This window comes from Streptomyces sp. ISL-98, assembly GCF_018614055.1.
Taxonomy (GTDB): Bacteria; Actinomycetota; Actinomycetes; order Streptomycetales; family Streptomycetaceae; genus Streptomyces; species Streptomyces spiramyceticus.
The window spans coordinates 88449-109423 of record NZ_JAGGPB010000026.1; the positions used below are offsets into that span (position 1 = coordinate 88449).

Below are 20975 nucleotides of genomic sequence, written 5' to 3' on the forward strand. Positions count from 1 at the left end.
GGAGGAGGTGGTTGGTGATGCGCGTTGCAGTCGTCGGACAGGGTTACGTCGGCTTGACGGGCACGGTCGCGCTGGCGCTTCAGGGGCACAGCGTCACCGGAGTCGAGCAGGACCACAGCCGGCTGCGCACACTGAATTCGGGCGAAGCACCCGTCTTCGAACCGGGCCTCCCCCAGCAACTGGCCGCCGCTCTGGCCACCGGGCGACTGCGATTCGTCGACGGGCTGGCGGAGAGCCACCGGGGGGAGCCCTTCGACATGGTGCTGATCACCGTGGGGACACCGCCGCAGTCGGACGGGTCCGCGGATCTGTCCCAGGTGACGAGCGCGCTGGAGCAGATCGGGAATCTGCTGCCTGTTCCCCGGGTGGTGCTCAAGTCCACTGTTCCGCCGGGCACCAGCAGCAGACTCGCCGATGCCTACCCCTGGCTTCGCGAGCGTTACGCGTACAACCCCGAGTTCCTCAACCAGGGCAGCGCCCTGGAGGACTGGGCGGTGCCCGCCCGTGTCGTCGCCGGCACCTGGAGCCAGGAGAGCACCCTGGCACTGCGTGAGTTGTACGCGGGAGTGTCCGGCCCATGGGTGTCGACGACTCCCACCAGCGCCGAGATGATCAAGTACGCGAGCAACGCCTTCCTTGCGATGAAGATCAGCTTCTCGAACGAGATCGCCCAGATGTGCAGCGGGCCCGACATCGACATCGACCACGTCATGCAGGGCGTCGGTTACGACCCCCGGATCGGGCACGCCTTCCTCCAGCCCGGTCTGGGCTACGGCGACTCCTGCCTCCCCAAGGACACCTCCGCGCTGGCGCACTGGGCAGGCAGCGTGGGCATGTCGGCGCCCCTGCTGCGGGCGACGATCGCCGTCAACGACGCACAGACCGGAGTGGCTCTGCAGATATTGCGCACCGAACTCGGCACCGACCTGCGCGACGCGACGATCGCCGTACTCGGCGTGCGGTACGAGCCGTGGAGCGACGACCTGCGAGCCGCCCCCAGCCTCATCGTCGTCCCGGCGATCCTCGCCGAAGCGTCCGATGTACGGGTCTGGGACCCGGCCACCGATGCCGCGACCATATCCGGGCTCTTCCCGTCCGCGAATCCCGTCGCGGAGCTGCCCGATGCGGTCGACGGCGCCCACGCCGTCGTCCTGCTCACCGAATGGCCGCAGGCCATCGAAGCGGACTGGCCGACGCTGGCCGCCCGGCTCGTCGCGCCGCGCCTGCTCATCGACGGCAAGAACTGCCTGCCTCCCGATCTGATGGCCGGCTGCCTTTCCATCCATTACCGGAGCATCGGCACCAGGATGCCCACCACGACCGTGACCGCGGAGCCTCAGCTGGAGGCGTGACGCAGATGGTGAGGAGAGCGTTCAGGTGAAGCATGCGCCTGCGACGCAGGACTGGGGTCCGGAGCCCTCGGCGTGGGCACCCATGCGCCGACCGGTGTTCCGGGCTCTGTGGATCGCCCAACTGGCAGCCAACATGGGCACCTGGATGCAGACCGTGGGAGCCCAGTGGCTGATGGGCGACCTCGGCGGCGGCGCGCTGGAGGTCGCACTCGTCCAGACGGCGACGACCCTTCCGGTCTTCGTACTGGTGGTGCCCGCCGGGGCCTTGGGGGACATCCTCGACCAGCGGCGATTGCTGATCGGCGGCCAACTCCTGATGTTCCTCGGCGCGGCCGGCCTGGCCGGCGTCACGGCCGCGGGCGCGGAGACCCAGGCTCTGCTGCTCGGACTGACCGCCCTGATGGGTGTGGGCGAGGCGTTCTGCATCTCCTCCTTCCAGGCCATCCAGCCCGAACTGGTGAGCCGTGAGGAGATCCCGCAGGCCGCCCTGCTCAACAGCGCGAACGGCAATGTGGCGCGGGCAGCCGGCCCGGCTCTCGGCGGCGCCCTGATCCATGCCGCGGGCCCCGAAGCCACCTTCGCCCTCAACGCCCTGTCCTTCCTCGGTGTTCTGGTGGTGCTCTACGCCTGGAAGCGGCCCCCGACGCACAGGCCGCTCGGCTCCGAGCACATCCGTGATGCCATCCGGGCGGGCGCCCGGTATGTGCGCAGCGCCCCGCTGCTCGGCGCGGTCATCGGCCGCTCGGGCCTCTTCATGCTCTTCGCCGGAGGGATGTGGGCGCTCCTGCCCACGGTCGCCCGCGGGCCGCTCGGTCTCGACGCCGGCGGGTACGGCCTGCTGCTCGGCAGCGTGGGTCTCGGCGCGGTCCTCGGCGCGGTCCTGCTGCCTTCGATGCGCGGGCACCTGAGGACGAACGTACTGGTCACGGGCGCCATGGTGATCTATGCCGGGACGATGGCGGCGATCGGCCTGGTGCCGTCCGCCGTCGGAGTCGCCGCCGCCCTGATCGTGTCCGGTCTGGCGTGGGTGGCGGTTCTGTCGACCCTCTCCGCCTCCGCACAGGTGCTGCTGCCCGCGTGGGCCCGTACCCGCGGACTCGCCTACTACCAGCTGGTCTTCATGGGCGGGCAGGCACTGGGCGGAGTCGGGTGGGGCGCCGTCGCCGACTGGCTGGGCGTACAGACCACCTTCGTGGTGTCGGCCATCGGCCTCTTCGCGACGACGATCGTGGGCATGCGGACACTGCCGATGCCCTCCGGTCCCGTCGACGTACGCCCCGCTCAGCTCTGGGCGGAGCCGCCGTCGATCCAGATGCCGGGGCGTCGCGATGCGGGCCCGGTTCTGGTCACGGTCGAGTGGCGGGTGGACCGGGCGAACGCCGAGGCGTTCATCGCGGCTATGCAGCCGGTGGGCATGTCACGCCGGCGTACGGGTGCCTCGCTGTGGGGCCTGTTCGAAGACATGGCGGACCCGACGCTCTTCCTGGAGACGTTCACCGTCGGCTCGGAGCGGGAACATCTGCGCCAGATCATGGAACGGGGAACCAAGCTGGACCAGGAGCTGGAAGCCCGAGCCCTGGCCTTGACCCGGCCCGGCCACAAACCGCAGGTACGCCACCTGATCTTCGCCTACGCCTCCGGGCGCGACGAGGAGCTGTCCTCCTTCCCGCCGTGACACCGCGACACTGTGTGACACGGCGGGAAGAGGGCCTTCGCGTCAGAGCTGTTTGATGCGGATGTCGCGGTACGAGATCACATCCGTGGTCCCGTGGACCTGGAGCCCGATGTAGCCGGAGGCGTACCGCCGGCCGTCCGTCCCCGGGTCGTCGCCGCGCGGCGGGTAGAAGTCCTGCCCGCCGTTGTTGTCGAAATCGTTGATCAGGACACCGTTGCGGAAGACCGAGTAGTGCTGGCCCTCCACCCGGATCTCGTAGTCGTTCCAGGTGCCCTTGGGTGTGACGCCCGCACTGCCCAGCCCCACGCGGTCGAAGCCGTAGACCGAACCCGTCTTGTACATGTCGCCGTCCGGGCGGTCGAGGATCTGCACCTCGTGCCCGTACTTGATCGCGACCCACTCCGGACGCGGCTCCTCCGGGTGGTCGTGGACCTGCGGGAAGCGCACGAAGACACCGGCATTGGCATGGCCCGTACCCGGTGCGTCGTCGCGCCACCGCAGCTTCAGCGAGAAGTCCTCGTACTTCCGCTCCGGGAACCACAGCATGCCCATGCCCGGGACCGTACTGCTGCTGGTCATCGAGCCGTCCGTGTTCAGGCCGAACGAACCGCCGCCCACCTGCTGCCACTTGGCGAAGGAGGGCTGCGTACCGTCGAACAGATCGCGGTATCCGGCCGTCTGCCCCGGCTTGCCGATGCCGGACTGCTTGGACGCCCGGTAGATCTTCTTGTGCTCGCGCTCGTCGATGACACCGTCGTAGTGGAGCTTGTCGATGACGGCGTCGACGTGCTTCAGGAAGAGGGCGTGGGAGGTCCACTCCTTCTCGTCCTCGATCAGCTCGTTGATGGTGCAACGACTGCGCGTGATGCGGTTCGGTACGCCGGTGTCGACCGTGCCGACGATGACGGTCAGCCGCTCGTCGTGCTCGGGGCAGTTGGGCGCCGGTACGCCGCCGCCCTCCGCGACCGTGAAGGCCACCTGCTTCGCGGCGGACGTGTTGCCCGCCTTGTCGGTCGCGCGGTGGTCGACCGTGTGCCGTCCGACGCGGTCGACGATCACCGGCACGGTGTACGCGAGATACGGGCCGCCGTCGAGCGAGTACTCGACCTTGTCCACGCCCGAGCCGCCCGCGTCCGTGGCGGCGAGCGTCACCTTGGCGCTGGTGATGTACGCGCCGTCGGAGTTCTTGTCACCGCTGACCGTCGCGGTGGTCTCCGGCGGCGTCTTGTCCTCGGTGGGCGGTGCGACGATGGTGAAGTCGACCGCCTTCTCGGCGGCCACGTTCCCGGCCCGGTCGGTCGCCCGGTAGCGGACCTTGTGCGTGCCTGTCTCGTGGACCATGACCGGCCCGGTGTACGCCTTCCAGGTGCCGTCCGCCCCGATCGCGTACTCGATGGTGTTGACGCCGGAGCCTGTGTCGGACGCCGTCACCGTGACCGTCGCCATGCCCAGGTACTGGCCCTCCGGATTCTTCTCACCGCTCACCGTCGCCGACGTCTCCGGCGGCGTCTTGTCGTCCGTCGGCGGTGCGACCACGGTGAAGTCGACGGCCTTCTCGGCGGCTACGTTCCCCGCCTTGTCGGTGGCCCGGTAGCGGATCTTGTGCGTACCGACCTCATGGACCATGACGGGCGCGGTGTACGGCTGCCAGGCGCCGGCCGCCCCGACCGCGTACTCGATCCTGTCCACGCCGGAGCCCGCGTCGGTGGCCCCGACGGTCACCGACGCGTGCCCGATGTAGGCCCCGTCGGCGTTCTTCTCGCCCTCCACCTTCGCCGAGGTCTCGGGCGCCGTGGTGTCCTCACCACCGCCCCCTTCGGTGACGGTGAGGATGCCCTGCATCGCCCCGTGGCCCGGGATGGTGCAGTGGTAGAAGTACCGGCCGGGCGTGAGGGTGACGGTGGCGGTGTGCTTGCCGCCCTGGTCGTCGCTGGGGTTGGCGAGCAGGTTCAGCTGTACGTCGTTGTTGTACTCGGGGTCGGACACATCGAACGTCAGCGTGTGCGGCATCCCGGTGGTGTTGCCGGTCGCCGTGCTGTTCTCGAAGACGATCGTCGTCTGCCCCGCCACCGCGGTCTTGGGGAACGTCAGATAGCGGTCGATGGGGTCACCGGCCGTCCAGGTCAGGGTCTGTTCCGCAGCAGAAGTCGACCCGCCGTCCTCGCGGCCGTACGCCGCCGTCGACGTCAGCCCGAGGACCATGAGCAGGGCGGCCGCAAGTGCCGTCCACAGATGAGGAGTTCTTCGCTTCACCGGCTACTCCGCCTTCCTGGCGAGATCCTTGGCGGCCGGTGTCGGCTCGCCGCCCTTGTACGTCACGTGCCACAGCGCCGACTTGGAGTCCGAGGTAAAGAACCCGCGCCCGTAGTCGAGGACATAGAGCGAGCCGTCCGGCGCGAACTTCCAGTCCATGAGATTGCGGATGCCGTCCGCGCCCACCGGGATGATCTTCTTGAGGGACTCGGCGTGCGTGGGCAGCCCGCCGTTGCCGACGGTCCTGGGATCGGTCAGCACTGCGTGGCGCGGCTGGTCGCCGTCGTAGAAGTCACCGACGAACCATTTGCCGTCCCAGTACGAGGGCCACTTGCCTTCCCCGGCGCTCGTCTCGTCGTACCGGTAGACCGGCCCGTTCATGGTCGCCTGGCCGCCGCCCTTGAGCCACGGCAGCAGCACCTTCTGCTCCTCCTGCTTGTAGCTCGGCACACCGTTGGCGTCGCGCGGATAGTCCACGCCGCCGCCCTGCGGCGAGTACCAGATGGTGTTCGGTGTCACCGGCGGCAGGTTCACCAGACCGTCGTTGTTCGGCGACTCGTTCTTCGGCTTGTCGCAGTCGTACCAGCCGAGCGGCTTGCTCGGGTCGGGCAGATTGCGGTCGCGGTACGGCTGGTTGTTGCCCATGCAGTACGGCCAGCCGTGGTTGCCCGGCTTGGTGATCGCGGCGAACGTGTCGTACTTCGCCGGGCCCCAGGTGGTGCTGGGCGCCCCCGCGTCCGGGCCGACCCATCCGGCGTACAGGATGTCGGTCTTCGGGTCGACGGCGATACGGGCCGGATTGCGCACGCCCATCACATAGATCTCGCCGCGCGTCCTGCCGCCGCCCTCGTCCGGCTCCTTGCCGGTGAAGAGATTCCCGGCGGGCAGGGTGTACGTACCGTCGTCCTCGGGGTGAATCCGCAGGATCTTGCCGTTGAGATTGTTGGTGTTGCCCGCGGTGCGGCGGGCGTCCGCGAAGGACACGCCCTTGAAGTTCGGCTCCGGGTTGTTTCCGGAGTAACCGTCGGTGAACCGCGAGGAGTTGTTGTCGCCCGTCGCGATGTAGAGATTCTGCTTGGAGTCCCAGGCCAGACCGCCGCCCGCGTGACAGCAACTGTGAATCTGGACGGGCCACTTGAGCAGGACCTTCTCGGACGCGAGATCCAGCTTGTTGGTCGCGAGGTCGAGGGTGAAGCGGGAGACGCGGCGCTCCGCCATGTGCGTCTCCCGGTTGATCTTCGCGTGGGGTGTGTAGTGCAGATACACCCACCCATTGCTGAGGAAGTCCGGGTCGGTTTCGACGCCGAGCAGCCCCTCCTCGTTCTTGACCAGCTCGTCGCCGCCGCCCTTGTTGCCGAAGACGGTCAGGGCGCCCGCGAGCGTCACTTTCTTCGTCTTGGTGTCGTAGACGTGGATCTGGCCCTGCCCCTTGCCGATGTCGGGGTTGTTCCAGTCGGTGACGACGGGCGCGTCGTTGTCGGCGCCGCCCCTCCCGATGTAGATGACGCGGCCGTCCCGGGCGGTCACCAGGCCGTGCGGCTCGCCGATCTGGTCGGACTGGCCGGGCTGGTTGGGTGCGGTGAGGCGCTCGGCCCGGTAGTTGGCGTCGACACCCGCCCGGCAGTCGGCGCGGGCGAGCCGTGTCGTCCACTGGAGGGCGCCGCGCAGGTGGTCGCGGAAGTCCGTCTCCTGGAAGGACTCGGCCGTACCGCCCATGCCGGTGTAGAAGGACCGGCCGCCGTCGTAGTCGCGGCACCAGGAGACCGGGTGGTCCCAGCCGTTGGCGCTCGTCCCCGGCTTGTACGTCGCCTCCCGGACCCGCACCACGGTGTGCACGTCACCGGACGGATTCTTCGTCCAGTTCAGCCACTTGTCCGGCCGCTTCCACTGGAGGGGCAGGGCTTTCGAAGCCGGGTGCTGCCGGTCGCCGACCTCCACCGTCGCGCGCTGTACGTTCGTGGGTCCGCCGGCGGCGGGCCGCGCGCCGATCAGGCCGCCGAACCAGTCGGAGTACGGCTCGGTGCGCGCCGCGTCATGGATGCCGAGGAAGCCGCCGCCGGCCTCCATGTACGCCTCAAGTCCGGCCTCCTGCTCCGGATCGAGCACATCGCCGCCGCCGGTCAGGAAGACGACGGCGTTGAATTTGCCGAGCTTCGCCGTGGTGAAGACGGAGGCGTCGTCCGTGGCTTCCACGCGGAAGCGCTGCGCGGCGGTGCCCGACTGGCCGATTTTCTCGATGGCTTCGATACCGGCGTTGACGGTGGGCGGCTCGTCGCCGCCCGTCGCAGAGCCGTGGAAGACGAGCACCCGGACATTGGCGCCACCGGGCGGCGACGGCAGGTCGGGCGGAGACAACGTTGTCGCGGGCGGGGGTTCTGGGTACGGTTTGGCGGAGGCCGCGGTACCGCCGAGCAGGCCGGATGCGACAACTCCGGCCGCCAGGGCCGCTGTCAGTCCGCGTCGGGATCTTGACCGGTGATGTGGTGCGCGCTGCATGTGTTCACCCATCCCTCAGTGGTCACAGGAACAGCCGATGAAGCTAGACCCCTTTTCGCGACCCGCCAAGAGGAACGACCGGAATACCGCGAACTTTGTCCTGAGTGTGGATGAACGGAGCCCGCACCGCTACCGTGTGGCCGTCAATCTCCGGACAGTGATGGGGAGTCAGGCATGGACCGACGAAGCTTCAACCGACGCCTGCTGGCGGGCGGTGCGGTCGCGGCGACCGGCGTGACATCGTTGTCGCTCGTCGGATCCGCCTCCTCCGCCGCCCCGTTGGAGAACCCGCCGAAGACGGCACCGGCCGGTGGCCAGGTCCGCCACCTGAAGATGTACGCCGAGAAGCTGGCCGACGGCTCGATGGGGTACGGCTTCGAGAAGGGCAAGGCATCGACCCCCGGCCCGCTGATCGAGCTGGTCGAGGGCGACACCGTACACATCGAGTTCGAGAACACGACGGACGTCCCCGTCAGCCTCCATGCGCACGGCGTGGACTACGACGTGGCCAGCGACGGTACGAAACTCAACAAGAGCCATGTCGAACCCGGCGGCACCCGCACGTACACCTGGCGCACCCACACCCCTGGCAAGCGCAAGGACGGCACCTGGCGGGCGGGGAGCGCGGGTTACTGGCACTACCACGACCATGTGGTGGGCACGGACCACGGCACGGGCGGCATCCGCAAGGGGCTGTACGGCCCGGTGATCGTGCGCCGCAAGGGCGACATCCTGCCGGACAAGACCTTCGCCATCGTCTTCAACGACATGACGATCAACAACAAGCCCGGACACCAGAGCCCCAATTTCGGGGCCACGGTGGGCGACCGGGTGGAGATCGTGATGATCACGCACGGCGAGTACTACCACACGTTCCACATCCACGGTCACCGCTGGGCCGACAACAGGACCGGCCTCCTGGAGGGCCCGGACGACCCCAGCCGCATCGTCGACACCAAGATCACCGGCCCGGCCGACTCCTTCGGCTTCCAGATCATCGCGGGCGAACACGTCGGCGCGGGCGCCTGGATGTACCACTGCCACGTCCAGAGCCACTCCGACATGGGGATGGCGGGCCTGTTCCTGGTCGCCAAACCCGACGGCACGATCCCCGGTTACGAGCCCCATCATCCGCAGCAGCAGGGCGCAGCCGCACACGACCACCACTGAAGCGGCGTTATTGAGCCGACGTTGATCGGTCATTGATCGGACGTTGATCCGCACCGGGCAGGGTGTGCCGCATGCCGATCAACATCACCACCGAACGCGAACTCTCCTGGCAGGAGACAGCATTGTGCGCCCAGGCCGGGCCCGAGTTCTTCTTCCCGGCCCCCGGCAGCTCCACCCGCGAGGCCAAGCAGCTCTGCGGCGCCTGCGAAGGGCGCGTGGCCTGTCTGGAGTACGCACTCACGAACGACGAGCGGTTCGGCGTCTGGGGCGGACTCTCCGAGAAGGAGAGACTGCGCCTCAGGCGCGGCACCCACTGACAAGCCATCCCGCCCAACGCCCCCTGGTACGGCGGCCCCGAGCCGACCATGCTGAGGTCCGCACCGTCCGCGAACCTCCGAGGGAGCCGTGTTGAGCAGCAGGCAGGCAACGACCGAGTACGACTACATCGTCGTCGGAGCGGGCTCGGCGGGCTGTGTGCTCGCCGCGCGCCTCTCCGAGGACCCTACGGTGCGCGTCGCACTCGTCGAGTCGGGCGGCCGCGACCGCAAGACCGAGATACGGATCCCGGCGGCCTTCCCGAAGCTCTTCAAGTCCGCGTACGACTGGGACTTCAGCACCGCCAAGCAGCCCGGGCTCGGCGGCCGTGAACTGTACTGGCCGCGCGGCCACATGCTGGGCGGCTGTTCCTCGATCAACGCCATGATGTGGGTCCGCGGCCACCGCGACGACTACGACGCGTGGGGCGAGGCGGCGGGCGCCGAGTGGTCGCACGACGAGTTCGTACGCTACTTCCGGCGCGCGGAGCGATGGACGGGCTCCGCCGTCGCCAACCCGGCAGGCGCCTCGGTGTACGGGACCGAAGGGCCGCTGTCCATTTCGCCGCCCCGCGACCCGAACCGGACGACGGCGGCGTTCCTCGACGCCTGCCGCGCCGCCGGCCTCCAGGAGCTTGCCGAACTCAACGTCCCCGATCCCAGCGGCTTCGCCCTGACCCCGGTCAACCAGCGCGGCGGACGCCGCTGGAGCACCGCCGACGGCTACCTCAGGCCCGCCGGGCGCCGCAGGAACCTGGACGTCATCACGGATGCCCGGGTACGGCGGCTGGCCTTCGAAGGCACCCGCGTGACGGGTGTCGTGGCGGACGCGGGGAAGGTGCTGAGCGCCCGCCGCGAGGTCATCCTCAGTGCGGGGGCGATCGGCTCCCCGCACCTGCTGATGCTCTCCGGCATCGGCGATCCGGAGCACCTGCGCGAGACCGGCATCGAGGTGCGTGCCGCCTCGCCGGACGTCGGCCGTCACCTCCAGGACCACCTGTCCACGGCGGTGACCATGCGCTGCCCGCTGCCGGTCACACTGACCGGCGCGGACACGCTCGCCAACGTGGGCCGCTTCCTGCTGTCCGGGCGCGGACCGCTCACCTCGAACGTCGGTGAAGCCGTCGCCTTCGTCCGCAGTACGCCCGAACTGGCCGCACCCGACATCGAGTTGATCTACGCTCCGGTGCCGTTCGTGAAGCACGGCCTGACGCCGCCGGACAAGCACGGCGTGACCATCGGCGTCATCCTGCTCCAGCCCGGGAGCGAGGGCCGCATCACCCTGACGGACACCAACGTTTCGACGGCCCCGCGTATCGACCCCGCCTACCTGTCGGACGCGACCGACCTGCGCCGCCTGATCGCGGGCGTACGCCAGGCGGAAGCCCTCTTCGCGGACCGCGCTTTCGCGCCGTACACAGCCGGGCCGATGGCGCCGTACCCGGGAGCGGTTGACGACGAGCAGCTGGGGCAGGCGATCAGGGAATCGTCCGAGACGCTCTACCACCCCGTAGGAACCTGCCGCATGGGCACCGACGACGCGTCGGTGACCGACCCCAGGCTCCGTGTCAGGGGAGTGGAGGGGCTGCGGGTCGTGGATGCTTCGGTGATGCCGCGGATCACGCGGGGGCATACGCAGGCCCCCACAGTGGCGATCGCCGAGAAGGCGGCGGAGCTGATCCGGGAGGACGCGCGGGCGTAGAGGCGGAGGACGGGCGCGCTCAGTGCCTGTGTCTGAACCTGGGCCGGGCTCGCGACGCCTGGCACGTACGCTCGCCGCGTTGGCCGAAAGTCCTAGTAGCTCCTTCCCCAAGCTCTCGGCTTCGCTCGAGCAGGGGAGACCCCATCCGAGGGCTTCCAGCCGCCTTGCGATCGCACGCACCAGACGCCGCGAGCTGATCCGGCCCAGGTTCAGACACAGGCACTCAGGAAGCCGGGATGCGGAAGGTCTCGCCGTACATCTGCCACACCAGCGGAGTCCTCAGCTCCAGATTGCCGTTCCGCAGGAATACGCGCTGCGCGGTGTCGATGCGCGAGGTGTCCTGATGGGCCTTCTTCACCTTCATCACCGCACGCCCGGAGTCGAGGAAGGCATTTAGGTACGCCTGCTCCTTGCCGCCCTCGGCCGCCGTCGGGGCGGCCCTCATGGCGGCCTTGCGGATGCCGTAGAAGCCCTTGGGGTCGATGCCGGGGCCGTGCAGCACCATCGCGTCGTAGTAGATGAACTGGCCGAGTGTGCCGAGGCCGTCCATCTTCGCCATCCGGACCGCCGGCTGGAAGTAGATCCTGTCCCGCGCCTTGTCCTGTGCCGTGCGGAACGCCGGACTCTCGGCGGCCTTCGCCCACGCCGCCTTGAACCCGGGGTCGAGACCCTCGTGCGACGCGGTGCCGTCCACCGCGCGGAGGGCGGGGAGGTAGGCGGCGAGCGGGTTGTCGGGGTGGTCCTTCGTGTACGCCTCGACCAGCTGGAGCATGTCGTTGGTGCCGGAGCAGAAGCCGATGACACCGGCCGTGTAGCCGCAGCCGTCGCCGATGTCCTCGATGGAGCCGTACTGGCCCCGCCAGTTCAGGGTGGAGTTCTCGGCGCTCGACACGATCTGCGAGGCGATCTCCTTCATCCGGGGAGCCGCGAGGCCGGGCGGCATCTTGGCGATGCGCGCCTCCAGCTTCTTGTCCGAATCTGTCGGCTGCTTCAGCTGCTTCGGCTTCTGCTGGTTCTTCGGCTGCTCTGCGTCCAGGACCTGGCCCTCGACCGGGGCGTCGGAAACAAGGACATCCGAGCCGCCGCCACCGAAAACGATGGCGGCAGCGATGGCGAGCGGTGCGCCCACGAGCGCGAGACGGGTCAGTGGCTTCACGCCGCACAGCGTACGGGCCGCCCGTTGGGGCCTTTCGAGGTACCGGCTCTGAACTCGCTCAGGCCCACAGCTACGCCGCCACCCGGATCCAGGTGGCGGCGTACGAGTACGAGCTGCTGCGGGTGATCCGCGTCAGGAAGCGGCGCGGGCCGCCATGCGGGCCTTGCGTGCGGCCAGCTTCTCGTCGAACTTGCTCGCCTCCGAGTCGAGGCCGTTCATGTAGAGGCCGAGCTCTTCCTGCGCCTTGAGACCCTCGGGGCCGAGCCCGTCGATCTCCAGGACCTTCAGGTAGCGCAGTACCGGCTGGAGCACGTCGTCGTGGTGGATCCGCATGTTGTAGATCTCGCCGATCGCCATCTGCGCGGCGGCGCGCTCGAAGCCGGGCATGCCGTGTCCGGGCATCCGGAAGTTCACGACGACGTCGCGCACCGACTGCATGGTCAGGTCGGGGGCGAGCTCGAAGGCCGCGCCGAGCAGGTTGCGGTAGAAGACCATGTGCAGGTTCTCGTCGGTCGCGATCCGCGCCAGCATCCGGTCGCAGACGGGGTCGCCCGACTGGTGGCCGGTGTTGCGGTGCGAGACGCGGGTGGCGAGCTCCTGGAAGGCGACGTACGCCACGGAGTGCAGCATCGAGTGGCGATTGTCCGACTCGAAGCCCTCCGCCATGTGCGCCATGCGGAACTGCTCCAGCTTGTCCGGGTCCACGGCGCGCGAGGTCAGCAGGTAGTCGCGCATCACGATGCCGTGCCGGCCCTCCTCGGCCGTCCAGCGGTGCACCCAGGTGCCCCAGGCGCCGTCGCGGCCGAAGAGGGAGGCGATCTCGTGGTGGTAGCTGGGGAGGTTGTCCTCGGTCAGCAGGTTGACGACGAGAGCGATCTTGCCGAGGTCGGTGACCTTGGACTGCTCGGGGTCCCAGGCCTGGCCGTCCTCGAAGAAACCGGGGAAGTTCCGGCCGTCGGAGAAGGGGACGTACTCGTGCGGCATCCAGTCCTTGGCGACCTTGAGATGGCGGTTGAGTTCCTTCTCCACCACCTCTTCCAGCGCGTACAGCAGTCGGGCGTCGGTCCACGCGTCCGAACTGCCGAGTTGGGGAGAGGTGATCGTCACGAGTGTGCTCCTGGGGACTGGGGCTACGGGGAAATACCTACGCCCTCGTAGGTTACGAGACCGTAGGTTAAGGGGGTCGTAAGAGCTGAGCCAAGTCCGGCTGGGTAATGTCCCGCTACGTTCGGTTATGAATACAGGTCACGGAGGCGAACCGAGAGGCAAGTCACGCACCCTTCGAGCTTCTCGAACTCGCCGATGTCCACCAAAACAGGTTCATAACCAAGATCGTTGAAGAGTTCCGCCGTCTGCGGCGCACTCGCCGCCATCAGCAGCTTCCCGCCGCCCAGCAGCACCACATGCGACCCGGACTCCTCCGGCACCGGCAGGAAGCGCGGGAAGACGGAGGGTGCGTCCACCATCGGCTCGAAGCCGATGACTGTGCCGTCGGGCAGCGCCGTGACCGCCGATTTCAGGTGCAGCACCTTGCTGACGGGCACGGCGACGATCCGTGCCCCGAGCGGCTCGAAGGCGGCCCGCAGCTGCTGCACGCCCGCCGCGTTGGTCCGCCCCCCGCGCCCCACGTAGATCGTGTCGCCCATCTTGAGGACGTCGCCGCCGTCCAGGGTGCCCGGCTCCCACACCCAGTTCACCGAGCACCCGAGCCGAGCCACCGCCTCCTCCACGCCCACCGTCTCCGGCCTGCGCGTTTCGGCCCCCGGCCGCGCGATCAGGGCCACATTCCGGTACATCACCACCGCGTCCTCCACGAACACCGCATCCGGGCAGTCGTCGGCCGGCGCCACCTCGACGGTCGCCCAGCCGTGCGCGCGCAGCGCCTCGGTGTACGCCTCCCACTGCGCGACGGCCAGTGCCGGGTCGACGGGGCTCCGCTCGATGTGCGTGACCAGGCCTTCGGCGAGGCGCGGCCCGGGGCGGCGGACGAGGGCTTTTCTGCTGGGCATGGGCAGTCTCTCCAGAATCAGAGCGGGTGACCGGCATCACGAGCCTTCCCCGTGAAGGCGAACGCACGCACGACGCCTCCGTGCCCGCTTTACGGCACTGTCACCTCTTACGTCACTGGCGCCTCCTCGCCCCCGAGCTCCAGCCGCCGGGTGATGCCGATCGACTCCAGGAACGGTTCGTCGTGGCTCGCCACGATCAGCGCACCCTCGTACGACTCCAGGGCCTGAGTCAGCCGGCGCACACTCGCGATGTCCAGGTTGTTCGTCGGCTCGTCGAGCATCAGCAACTGCGGCGCGGGCTCCGCGAGCAGCAGCGCCGCCAAAGTGGCGCGGAACCGCTCACCGCCCGACAGGGTCCCGGCCGCCTGATCGGCACGCGCCCCCTTGAAAAGGAAGCGCGCGAGCCGCGCCCTGATGACGTTGTTGGTCGCCGAAGGCGCGAACCGCGCCACGTTCTCGGCGACGCTCAGCGCGTCGTCCAGTACGTCGAGCCGCTGGGGCAGAAAGCGCAGCGGGACGTGCGCGACGGCCTCGCCCGACACCGGTTCCAGATCGCCGGTGATCGTGCGCAGCAGCGTCGTCTTGCCCGCCCCGTTGCGCCCGAGCAGCGCGATCCGCTCCGGGCCGCGCACCTCGAACTCGCCGCCGATTCCCGCCCCGTGCCGCAATGCGAGATCACGCAGAGTCAGCACCCTGCGGCCCGGATGCACGGTGGTGTGCGGCAGTACGACGTTGATCTCGTCGTCGTCGCGCACCGCATCGGCGGCCTCGCTCAGCCGGTCCTTCGCCTCCGCCAGTTTCTCGGTGTGCATGATGCGGTGCTTGCCCGCCGACTCCTGGGCGGCGCGTTTGCGGGCCCCCATGACGATCTTCGGCTCGCGCTTGTTGTCGTTCATCTTCTGCCCGTACCGCTTCCTGCGGGCCAGCTTCACGTGCGCATCGGCCAGTTCCTTCTTCTGTCGGTGTACGTCGGCCTCGGCAGCCCGGACCATGCGTTCGGCTGCCCCCTGCTCGACGGCCAGCGCTTCCTCGTACGCCGAGAAGTTGCCGCCGTACCACCGGACTTCGCCCTCGCGCAGTTCGGCGATCCGGTCCACGCGCTCCAGCAGTTCACGGTCGTGGCTGACCACGACCATCACACCGGGCCAGGCCTCGACCGCCGCGTACAGGTGCTCCCGCGCATGCCGGTCCAGGTTGTTCGTTGGCTCGTCGAGCAGGAGTACGTCCGGGCGGCGGAGCAGCAGCGCGGCCAGCCGCAGCAGCACGGACTCGCCGCCGGACACCTCGCCGATGGTCCGGTCGAGGCCGATCCGGACGAGCCCGAGCTGGTCGAGGGTGGCGCGGGCGCGCTCCTCGACGTCCCAGTCGTCGCCGACTGCGGTGAAGTGCTCCTCCGTCGCCTCGCCCGCCTCGATGGCGTGCAGCGCGGCGCGGGCACCGGCGATGCCCAGGGCTTCGTCGACGCGCAGCCCGGTGTCGAGGACCAGGTTCTGCGGGAGGTAGCCGATCTCGCCGGCCACCTGGATCTTGCCGCTGGTGGGCGTGAGTTCACGGGCCGCCAGCCGCAACAGTGTTGACTTGCCAGAGCCGTTGAGCCCGATCAGTCCGGTTCTGCCCGGGCCGACAGCCAGCTGGAAGTCGTCGAACACGGGTGTCCCGTCCGGCCAGCCGAAAGACAGCGCGGAGCAGGTGAGATGGGTGGGGAAGGTAGACAAGGGGGCCTCCCGGTTGCTGGGAACGAGCAGGGCAACGGGTGGAGACACCGGGGTGGCGGCGACGACTTGTGGGCCTGTGGAAGGAGGGCCTCGCCAGGAAAGCGAAATGGCCCCGGTCCGGGGTGGACGGCTCAAGTGCCGAGGTCGCACGCGGGGCGCACAGACGGAAGCTGTGCGACGCGGTGTCTCAGGACCTCAGACGAGCAACGTCCCACTCCGATCGACGACAACAGGGCCATGACCAAAGTACGACGCCCCCTTGCCGACCGCCACCGATTTATCGCGGGGCGGGCGCAGAGGCGGCCGGAGTGCGGCTAGAGCGCGTCGCGCAGCAGCTCTGCCAGGTCGTGGTCGACATCGAGGTGCAGGTGTTCGCCCCCGACGGGGACCAGTTCGTGCGTGCGCTTGAGAAAGCGGCGCAGGTCGGCGGTGCGGATGTGCACCATCGCGGTGCCCTCCAGTGCGTGGAACTCCAGCACGGTCCGCCCGTACCCGTACGGCCGCACCTGTACGTCGCCCAGACCGGCCCGCCGGTCCACGCCCGTCAGCAGCAGCTCACGGGCGAACGCCCACGAGACCTCGACGCCCTCCAGCGTCGCTGTGGGCGGGAAGGCCATGCGTACGGCGAAGGGGTCGGCGCTGTCGTACCGCAGGACGGCGCTGACGATCTCCATCCGGGGCGTGGACGAGACCAGGCGGGCCTGCACGGATTGCTCAATCACGGGGGCCATGGCCTGATCCCTCTCACGACTCGGTGCTGCTGCGGTGTGTCACAGGGACAGACGTAGAAACTCGCCATTCCGTGCATGCGGTGGTGGCGTGACCTGCGTCACCATCAGTCCGAGACCTTGCTGGTGCTTGGTGGGCCGGGGGCCGCACCCTGGACGGGGCTGGTGCGTTGGGCTAGCTTCCAGCGCCATGAGGGGCATGGGGAAAACGAGACGAATGGTGTCGCTGGGACTGTGCGGGGCGGCGCTGGCCGCCGCTCTGGCCTCGGTGGCCGCGCCGGCGCAGGCGGACGTACCGGCAGAGGAGGCCCAGGGGCGGGGGCCCGGCTGGCACCTGAAGGACACCGGCACGGACGTACGGTTCCGGGGCCTCGCCGCGGTCAGCAGGAAGACGGCGTGGGTGGCCGGGTCCAAGGGCACGGTCCTGCGCACCGCCGACGGCGGCCGGAGCTGGCGAAATGTTTCGCCGCCGGGCGCGGGGGAGCTGGAATTCCGCGACATCGAGGCCTTCGGCGCGCGGCGGGCGGTGGTGCTGGCCATCGGCGAGGGCGAGGCGTCCCGGGTCTTCCGTACCGAGGACGGCGGCGCGACCTGGACCGAGAGCTTCCGCAACGCCGACCCGAAGGCGTTCTACGACTGCATCACCTTCTTCGACAGCCGTAACGGCCTGGCGATGAGCGACCCGATCGACGGCAAGTACCGCATCCTGTCCACCGGCGACGGCGGCAAGTCGTGGAAGGTCCTGCCGACCGACGGAATGCCGGTCGCGCAGACCGGCGAGGCGGGATTCGCGGCGAGCGGCCAGTGCCTGGTCAGTTCCGGGGCGCGGGACGTGTGGCTGGCGACGGGCGGTGGCGCGACCGGCCGGGTGCTGCACTCCGCCGATCGCGGTCTGACCTGGACCGCCGCCGAATCGACGATCCCGGCGGGTGACTCGGCGCGGGGCGTCTTCGGGCTCGCCTTCCGTGACCGGAACCATGGCATCGCGGTCGGCGGCGACTACCGCAAGGACCAGCCGTCCCCGCGGGCGGCGGCGGTGACCGCGGACGGCGGACGCAGCTGGCGGCAGTCGACGACGCCTCCGCCGGCGTACCGCTCCGGGGTCGCATGGCTGCCGCACACGAAGTCTGCGGCGCTGGCGGTCGGTCCCACGGGTACGGACGTCACGCTGGACGGCGGGCGGAGCTGGCGCACCGTCGATACGGGGTCGTACGACACGGTCGACTGTGCGCGGGACGGGGGCTGCTGGGCGTCGGGGGAGAAGGGGCGAGTGGCGAGCCTGGGCTGACAGCGCGGGTTGCCTGCGGCGCTGTTCCCCCAGCCGTCCCTTTCCCGCTGTGACATCTTGCGGCTGCCGCCGCGTGGGGGGCTCCGCCCCAGACCCCGGTCCTCAAACGCCGGACGGCTGAAAAGTCAGCCCGTCCGGCGTTTTCGAGGGCACGCCCTTACGCCGACGGCAACTGCTGCCTGAACGGGGCCAGTTCCGGCGCCGTCTTCGTCGCGATGAACTCAGTGATCCGGTACGAGCAAACGCCCCCCACCGTAAAAGGATCCGCCGCCGCGATCTTCTCGATCTGCGCGCGGTCGTCCCCGACGGCCAGGATCACCCCGCCGTCACGCGGCTGCTTGCGCCCCGAGGCGATGAAGAGTCCCGCCTCGTACTGCGCGTCCAGCCAGGCCACGTGCGCTTCGAGCAGCTCTTCGACGCGCTCTAGGGGTGCGGTGTAGGTCAACTCCAGTACGAACATGAGCGCCAGGCTACCCCGTACCCTCTGACCACTATGGACGAGACCGAAGCCCGCGCAATCCAGGACGAACTGCGCACCCGAGTCGTGCTCGACGAGCCCGGCCCCCCGCCCGGCACCGGCCTGGTGACCGGCGTCGACGTGGCGTACGACGACGAGCGTGACGTCGTCGCGGCCGCCGCGGTCGTCCTCGACGCCGCAACCCTCGCCGTCGTCGAGGAGGCCACCGCCGTCGGCCACGTCACCTTCCCCTACGTGCCCGGCCTGCTGGCCTTCCGTGAGCTCCCAACGGTGCTGGCCGCCCTTGAGTCCCTCTCCTCCGACCCCGGCCTCGTGGTCTGCGACGGCTACGGACGCGCCCACCCGCGCCGCTTCGGCCTGGCCAGCCACCTCGGCGTCGTCACCGGGCTCGCGACAATCGGCGTCGCCAAGAACCCCTTCACCTTTACCTACGAACAGCCAGGCGTACGGCGCGGATCCGCGTCCCCGCTGCTGGACGAGGCCGGGGAGGAGGTCGGCCGGGCCCTGCGTACCCAGGACGGTGTGAAGCCGGTGTTCGTTTCCGTCGGCCACCGGGTGAGCCTGGACAACGCCTGCGCCCACACCTTGCATCTGGCCCCCGGCTACCGCCTCCCGGAGTCGACGCGCAGGTCGGACGCCCTGTGCCGCCGGGCGCTGCGGGAAGCCACCGGTTTTGGAACAACCGCGTAACTGAGTACGTGGACGGATGTTCGGGGAACTGGGATGCGGCAGGGTGATCGTATGACCACGCACTCCGAACATCCCACGCACCCCAGGCCGTCCGAGGCACTCGAATCCGTCACCCTCCACCGCGCGGGCCGCCGTATGACGATGGGCATTCTGGTCGGTGGTCTGGCCGCGCTGGGGTGGACGGGCGGGATGATCTACACCATCGCGGGGTGGGTGACCGGCCCCTGAGCCCGGCGGGCCGGCCGATCCCACCCCGCACATCAGCTCAGCGCACGGCCGCGACCCGGAACCCGATCCCCACCGCCTGCAGCCGCTCAAGAAGCGCGTCACCCATCGCCACCGCCGTCGTGACCTGCCCCGACGTCGGAGGCAGCGTGTCGAAGGCCAGGCACAGCACGGACTCGGCGAGCATCTTCGCCGTCTCGCCGTAGCCGGGGTCGCCGCCCGACACCTCGGTGAACACCCGGCGCCCGCCGCCCTCGCCCACGAAGCGCACCGTGAACCAGCTCCTGGCCCTGCGCTCCTCGTCGGGGCCCGAGCCCGCCGCGTACTTGCTCATCAGCCACGCGCGGGCCGCCGGAAGCTGGGCAAGTGCGAAGAGCGCGCCCGCCGCGACCGTCCCGCCCGCCGCCACCGGCAGCCGCTTCACCGCCGCGTAATGGCGGTACCGGAAATCCGGGCCGTACCGGGCGAGCGCGGCCGCCGAACGAGCCACCACCTGCGCATCGATGGTCGCCAGCGGCAGCGCCCAGGTGCCCGTCTCACGGCTGCGCCGAGGCGCACTCAGCGGCGCCCGGGCCCGCCGCCCCACGAGGCGCGGCTCGTGCAGCCGCCGCTCCTTGGCGGCCTGAAGCGTCTGCCTGCTGCGCCCGAAGGCGGTGAGCGCCGAGGCGAAGGTGCCGCCCGAGAACATCGCGTTGGAGCGTACGAATCCGTCGATGCGCAGGGGTACGTCGTCCGGCAGCTGCTGGACCGTGAAGTACACCCCGAGGTCGTGCGGGATCGAGTCGAAGCCGCAGGCGTGGACGATGCGAGCCCCGGTCTCCCTGGCCCGCGCGTCGTACCCGAGGTACATCCGGTCGGCGAACTCCGGCTCGCCCGACAGGTCCGCGTAGTCCGTCCCCGCCTCGGCGCAGGCGGCGACCAGCCCCTCGCCGTACAGGATGTACGGGCCGACGGTCGTCGCGACGACGCGCGTGCTCTCGGCGAGTTCGCGCAGGGAGTCCGGTTCGGACGAGTCGGCGCGCAGGAGGGGGAGCTTCGCGCACGCGGGGTTGATGGCGGTGAGCCGTTCGCGGAGTTGCTCCAGCTTCGCGGGGGTACGTCCGGCGAGCGCCCAGCGGCACTCGGCGGGGGCGTGCGCGGCGAGGTACTCCGCGGTCAGTTGCCCGACGAAGCCTGTCGCACCGAAGAGCACGATGTCGTATGCGCGCTCCGCCCCGTTCCGTCTGCTCATCGAGCCCTCCGCCGTTCGTCCCGTTGTCCCGCGCCGTTGTCGGTGGCCGAGGCTAGCGTGGGGCGCAAGAGAGTGCGACCAGGGAGGCAGGCATGGTTGCGGTACCGAAGGGCGCTTTGACGAAGAGGGAAAAGGTGCGGGAGTTCGCCCTTACGCTGCCGGGCGCGGTGGAGGAGTTCCCCTGGGGGGAGACCGTCGTCAAGGTGAACAAGAAGATCTTCGTCTTCCTGGGGGTCGACGACGGCAGCTATCCGCCGGGCGTCGGCGTCAAGCTGAAGGACCAGGCGATCCACTCCCATGCCATGTCGTCGCCCGGCGCGGAGCCTTCGGGGTACGGGCTCGGCAAGGCGGGGTGGGTGCAGATTCCCCTGGCGGAGAAGGGGGCGCCCTCCGCCGACCTGCTCTGCGACTGGGTGGAGGAGAGCTACCGCACCATCGCAACGAAGAAGCTGGTCGCGGAGCTCGACGCGCGCTGAGGTGACACGAATCTAAG

18 protein-coding genes are annotated in these 20975 nt (G+C 69.5%); 9 read left to right on the plus strand and 9 right to left on the minus strand.

Features of this window, described 5'->3' with window-relative positions:
* Positions 1 to 17 precede the first annotated feature (17 nt).
* Positions 18 to 1352, plus strand: a complete 1335-nt coding sequence (locus tag J7I98_RS18885) for a UDP-glucose/GDP-mannose dehydrogenase family protein (RefSeq protein ID WP_214921915.1) — start codon at positions 18 to 20, stop codon at positions 1350 to 1352.
* Between the two features lie 25 nt (positions 1353 to 1377).
* Complete coding sequence (locus J7I98_RS18890; RefSeq protein ID WP_308377857.1) at positions 1378 to 3027, plus strand: MFS transporter; 1650 nt, start codon at positions 1378 to 1380, stop codon at positions 3025 to 3027.
* Positions 3028 to 3069: 42 nt separating this feature from the next.
* Here J7I98_RS18890 and J7I98_RS18895 read toward each other — a convergent pair whose 3' ends face one another.
* Together J7I98_RS18895 and J7I98_RS18900 are read right to left on the minus strand one after the other, a co-directional pair.
* Complete coding sequence (locus tag J7I98_RS18895; protein ID WP_214922018.1) at positions 3070 to 5229, minus strand: OmpL47-type beta-barrel domain-containing protein; 2160 nt, start codon at positions 5227 to 5229, stop codon at positions 3070 to 3072.
* A gap of 54 nt (positions 5230 to 5283) precedes the next feature.
* Entirely contained in the window at positions 5284 to 7776 is a 2493-nt protein-coding gene (locus J7I98_RS18900; RefSeq protein ID WP_214921916.1) for a ThuA domain-containing protein, read from the minus strand.
* 174 nt (positions 7777 to 7950) lie between these two features.
* Here J7I98_RS18900 and J7I98_RS18905 point away from each other — a divergent pair, with 174 nt between their 5' ends.
* The 3 genes from J7I98_RS18905 to J7I98_RS18915 all read left to right on the plus strand — a co-directional run bounded on the left by J7I98_RS18905 (position 7951) and on the right by J7I98_RS18915 (position 10962).
* A complete protein-coding gene (locus J7I98_RS18905; RefSeq protein ID WP_214921917.1) occupies positions 7951 to 8946 on the plus strand; it encodes a multicopper oxidase domain-containing protein in 996 nt (331 codons plus the stop codon).
* Between the two features lie 71 nt (positions 8947 to 9017).
* Complete coding sequence (locus J7I98_RS18910; RefSeq protein ID WP_214921918.1) at positions 9018 to 9263, plus strand: WhiB family transcriptional regulator; 246 nt, start codon at positions 9018 to 9020, stop codon at positions 9261 to 9263.
* Positions 9264 to 9354: 91 nt separating this feature from the next.
* Entirely contained in the window at positions 9355 to 10962 is a 1608-nt protein-coding gene (locus tag J7I98_RS18915) for a GMC family oxidoreductase (RefSeq protein ID WP_214921919.1), read from the plus strand.
* A gap of 223 nt (positions 10963 to 11185) precedes the next feature.
* Here the strand turns inward: J7I98_RS18915 and J7I98_RS18920 are convergent, their stop codons facing one another.
* The 5 genes from J7I98_RS18920 to J7I98_RS18940 all read right to left on the minus strand — a co-directional run bounded on the left by J7I98_RS18920 (position 11186) and on the right by J7I98_RS18940 (position 16573).
* Positions 11186 to 12109: a chitosanase gene (locus J7I98_RS18920; protein WP_251020866.1), complete on the minus strand. Its 924-nt coding sequence runs from the start codon at positions 12107 to 12109 to the stop codon at positions 11186 to 11188.
* 141 nt (positions 12110 to 12250) lie between these two features.
* Entirely contained in the window at positions 12251 to 13225 is a 975-nt protein-coding gene (locus J7I98_RS18925; RefSeq protein ID WP_214921920.1) for an acyl-ACP desaturase, read from the minus strand.
* Positions 13226 to 13350: 125 nt separating this feature from the next.
* Complete coding sequence (gene ddaH / locus J7I98_RS18930) at positions 13351 to 14127, minus strand: dimethylargininase (RefSeq protein ID WP_214921921.1); 777 nt, start codon at positions 14125 to 14127, stop codon at positions 13351 to 13353.
* Positions 14128 to 14234: 107 nt separating this feature from the next.
* A complete protein-coding gene (locus tag J7I98_RS18935) occupies positions 14235 to 15842 on the minus strand; it encodes an ABC-F family ATP-binding cassette domain-containing protein (RefSeq protein WP_214921922.1) in 1608 nt (535 codons plus the stop codon).
* A gap of 314 nt (positions 15843 to 16156) precedes the next feature.
* Positions 16157 to 16573 carry an SsgA family sporulation/cell division regulator gene (locus J7I98_RS18940; RefSeq protein WP_214921923.1) on the minus strand — a complete coding sequence of 139 codons (417 nt, stop codon included), beginning with the start codon at positions 16571 to 16573 and terminating at the stop codon, positions 16157 to 16159.
* Between the two features lie 214 nt (positions 16574 to 16787).
* On the opposite strand from J7I98_RS18940, the gene J7I98_RS18945 reads away from it, so the two are divergent.
* A complete protein-coding gene (locus tag J7I98_RS18945) occupies positions 16788 to 17858 on the plus strand; it encodes an oxidoreductase (RefSeq protein WP_251020843.1) in 1071 nt (356 codons plus the stop codon).
* Between the two features lie 157 nt (positions 17859 to 18015).
* Here J7I98_RS18945 and J7I98_RS18950 read toward each other — a convergent pair whose 3' ends face one another.
* Complete coding sequence (locus J7I98_RS18950; protein ID WP_214921925.1) at positions 18016 to 18318, minus strand: YciI family protein; 303 nt, start codon at positions 18316 to 18318, stop codon at positions 18016 to 18018.
* 33 nt (positions 18319 to 18351) lie between these two features.
* On the opposite strand from J7I98_RS18950, the gene J7I98_RS18955 reads away from it, so the two are divergent.
* On the plus strand, positions 18352 to 19026 hold the full coding sequence (locus J7I98_RS18955; RefSeq protein WP_214921926.1) for an endonuclease V: 675 nt from the start codon (positions 18352 to 18354) through the stop codon (positions 19024 to 19026).
* A gap of 51 nt (positions 19027 to 19077) precedes the next feature.
* On the plus strand, positions 19078 to 19254 hold the full coding sequence (mmpA, locus tag J7I98_RS18960) for a morphogenic membrane protein MmpA (protein ID WP_214922029.1): 177 nt from the start codon (positions 19078 to 19080) through the stop codon (positions 19252 to 19254).
* Between the two features lie 37 nt (positions 19255 to 19291).
* Here mmpA and J7I98_RS18965 read toward each other — a convergent pair whose 3' ends face one another.
* Positions 19292 to 20482 carry a trans-acting enoyl reductase family protein gene (locus J7I98_RS18965; RefSeq protein WP_214921927.1) on the minus strand — a complete coding sequence of 397 codons (1191 nt, stop codon included), beginning with the start codon at positions 20480 to 20482 and terminating at the stop codon, positions 19292 to 19294.
* 92 nt (positions 20483 to 20574) lie between these two features.
* Between J7I98_RS18965 and J7I98_RS18970 the strand changes: the two genes are divergently transcribed.
* The gene (locus J7I98_RS18970; protein ID WP_214921928.1) at positions 20575 to 20958 is read left to right on the plus strand and encodes an MmcQ/YjbR family DNA-binding protein; all 384 of its coding nucleotides are present in this window, start codon (positions 20575 to 20577) and stop codon (positions 20956 to 20958) included.
* The last annotated feature ends 17 nt before the right edge of the window (positions 20959 to 20975 follow it).